Source organism: Methylibium sp. (genome assembly GCF_013817365.1).
Classification (GTDB): domain Bacteria; phylum Pseudomonadota; class Gammaproteobacteria; order Burkholderiales; family Burkholderiaceae_C; genus Methylibium.
Genome location: NZ_JACDCU010000484.1, coordinates 1 through 2,926, shown reverse-complemented (window position 1 = coordinate 2,926; position 2,926 = coordinate 1). Strand labels below are relative to the sequence as shown.

The 2,926-nt window shown below is 66.8% G+C and carries 3 protein-coding genes and 1 tRNA gene; all 4 read right to left on the bottom strand.

Annotation, left to right across the window (positions count from 1 at the left end):
• Positions 1 to 180: 180 nt before the first annotated feature.
• A complete protein-coding gene (locus H0W38_RS20175; RefSeq protein WP_292457530.1) occupies positions 181 to 654 on the bottom strand; it encodes a cytochrome c in 474 nt (157 codons plus the stop codon).
• A gap of 188 nt (positions 655 to 842) precedes the next feature.
• Positions 843 to 918 (bottom strand) — tRNA-Thr (locus tag H0W38_RS20170).
• A 105-nt stretch (positions 919 to 1,023) separates the two neighbouring features.
• Positions 1,024 to 2,292 (bottom strand): 6-phosphofructokinase, encoded by a 1,269-nt coding sequence (locus tag H0W38_RS20165; RefSeq protein WP_292457528.1) that lies wholly within the window; start codon positions 2,290 to 2,292, stop codon positions 1,024 to 1,026.
• Between the two features lie 138 nt (positions 2,293 to 2,430).
• On the bottom strand, positions 2,431 to 2,926 hold a 496-nt coding region (locus H0W38_RS20160), incomplete at its 5' end, for an aminopeptidase N C-terminal domain-containing protein (protein ID WP_292457526.1).

The following is a 2,926-nucleotide window of genomic DNA, read 5'->3' as shown; positions in this document are numbered from 1 at the left end:
GTCGATGTCACCGCCAACTCGGCACAAGACCGGGCACTGCTCAAGCGCTTCGGGCTGTTCGGCCCGCCGGGGATCGTGTTCTTCGATGCTGGCGGACGCGAACTCGGGTCGCTGCGCGTCATCGGCTATCAAGCACCCGAGCGCTTTCTGCAAAGCCTCGCCCAGGCGCGGCTTTGAGCGTCACTCGTGCTCGCTCTCGCCGGCGCGCTCCTGCCACGCCCGGTACTCGTAGGACCACGTGCTCTTGATGAATGACAGCACCGCGACGATCTCCTCGTCGCTGAGCGCTTCTCGAAAAGCAGGCATGCCGCTCCGGTAGTCCGAGGGTCGATCCTTGCCGGGGATGAGCCCATGCGTCGTCACGCGGATCAGGTAGCGGTCGGAGTGGTGCCACGTGTGGCCGCGCTCGTCATGAGGCGGTGCCGGCAAGCGACCGTCGGCACCGATGTGCTGCCAGCCGGGCTGGCCCTCGAGCCGGGCGCCGTGACAGGCGGCGCAGCGCTCGCCATACAAGCGCTCTCCCCATGCAACGAGCTTCGTGTTGCTGGCGTCGATGTGCTGGGCGGCGGGCGCCCGGACCGTCGCATGGACGCCGAGCGCCACCATGTACACGATCAGCGCTGACGAGGCCCAGAAACGGGGTTTGTGCTTCACAGGGTGAGGGAGGTTGCCGCAAGCTTAGGCGAGCGGCAAAGACCGAGTCAATAGGGCGGCGCTCGCGTCGGGCCGCTGTACTGACGAACCCGCTCATGTGCCATTTCGCCGCAAGGCCGCAGGCCACGGTGCGGCCCACTTGCAGCCCAAAGAGAAAGGCCCGCGAGCGATCGCGGGCCTTTTGCATCTGGTGCCGGTGAGAAGAGTCGAACTCCCGACCTTCGCATTACGAATGCGCTGCTCTACCAACTGAGCTACACCGGCGTTTCGATCGCGCACCGCCCGTGGGGTGGTCGATCGGATCGAAGCGCGCATTCTATCGGAAGGCCTTGACGCAGCGGATGTGTGCGTGCCGCGAAAGCCGATTGTTCAAGCCTTCAAGGCAAAGCCCCCGAGCTTCTTGGCCACCGCCACGTTCTTCAGCGTCACATAGACCGGCAGGCCATCGCGTCCGTACTTCGGGTAATCCTCGCCCTGGATCAGCGGGCGCAGGTAGCGCTTGCACTTGTCGGTGATGCCGTAGCCGTCCTTCGTGATGAAGTCGCGCGGCATGAACTTCTCGACGTTGGCCACCTTGGCGAGATCCGCCACGCCGATCCGGTACTTGTAGGGCACGTCGGAGAGGCGCTCCACCGTCGGCATCACCGCGTTGTGGCCCTTCAGCGCCAGCTCGACCGCCTTCTTGCCGAGCTCGTAGGCCTGCTTCACGTCGGTCTTCGAAGCGATGTGGCGGGCGGCGCGCTGCAGGTAATCGGCCACGGCCCAGTGGAACTTGTGGCCGAGGGCTTCCTTGACCATGTTGGCGACGACTGGCGCGGCGCCGCCGAGCTGGGCATGGCCGAAGGCGTCCTTCGTGCCTTGCTCTGCCAGGAAGCGGCCGTCGGGGTAGTGGCAGCCCTCGGACACGACCACCGAACAGTAGCCGTGCTCCTTGACCAGCTTGCCGACGCGCGCGATGAACTTCTTCTCGTCGAACTCGATCTCGGGGAACAGGATCACCACCGGGATGCCGTGGTCCTCGACCAGGCCGCCGGCCGCGGCGATCCAGCCGGCATGCCGGCCCATGACCTCGACCACGAAGACCTTGGTGGAGGTCAGGCACATCGACCGCACGTCGAAGGAGGCTTCCAGGGTCGAGACCGCCACGTACTTCGCCACGGAGCCGAAGCCGGGGCAGCAGTCGGTGATGGGCAAATCGTTGTCTACCGTCTTGGGCACGTGGATGGCCTGCAGCGGGTAGCCCATGGCTTCGGACAACTGGCTGACCTTGAAGCAGGTGTCGGCCGAGTCGCCGCCGCCGTTGTAGAAGAAGTAGCCGATGTCGTGGGCCTTGAACACCTCGATCAGCCGCTCGTACTCGCGCCGGTTGGCCTCCAGCGACTTGAGCTTGAAGCGGCAGGAGCCGAAGGCGCCCGAGGGCGTGCTGCGCAGCGCGGCGATGGCGCTGGCGGATTCCTTGCTCGTGTCGATCAGGTCTTCGGTGAGCGCACCGATGATGCCGTTGCGCCCGGCGTAGACCTTGCCGATCTTGTCCTTGTGGGCGCGGGCGGTCTCGATCACGCCGCAGGCCGAGGCGTTGATGACGGCGGTGACGCCGCCGGACTGGGCGTAGAAGGCGTTCTTCTTCTTGCTGGGCATGGGGCGGGGCTCCTTGCTGGGGTTGCTTCGCTGAAGTTGCTCCTTCCCCCTCTGGGGGAAGGCTGGGATGGGGGCCTTCGGTTGGAGGCGAAGCGCCGGCTGGCCCTCACCCCAACCCTCTCCCAGAGGGAGAGGGAGTCAATCCTGCAGTGCGCGGGTGACGATTTCGCGGGTGTCGTCGGAAAGCTCCGGCCGTGCCGCCACGCGCGCAATGGCTTGGCGCGCCGCGCTGCGGTAGGGCTCGGCGAGCGCGCGCCAGCGGTCGAGCGCGCGTGCCAGGCGGGAGGCGAGTTGCGGGTTGATGGCATCGACCTCGATCACGCGGTCTGCCCAGAACACGTAGCCCGCCGCATCGCGGCGGTGGAACGCCGCCGGGTTGGACAGGCACAGCACCGCCAGCACGCTGCGCGCGCGGTTGGGGTTCTTCAGCGAGAAATCGGGATGCTGCAGCAGCGCCTTGGCGCGGGCGAATACCTTGCCCGCGTGCTCGCCCACCGGCTCGCTGGCGCTGGCCTGCAGTGCGAACCACTTGTCGATGACCAGCGCCTCGCCCTTGAACATGGCGTGAAAGCGCTCCAGCGCGGGCTCGGCCAGCGCCGCATGAGCGTGCACCAGCGCGGCGAGGGCGCCGAAG

Excerpts from the sequence above, each read along its gene's own strand:
- H0W38_RS20165 (WP_292457528.1), bottom strand. The coding sequence starts at position 2,292 with ATGCCCAGCAAGAAGAAGAACGCCTTCTACGCCCAGTCCGGCGGCGTC.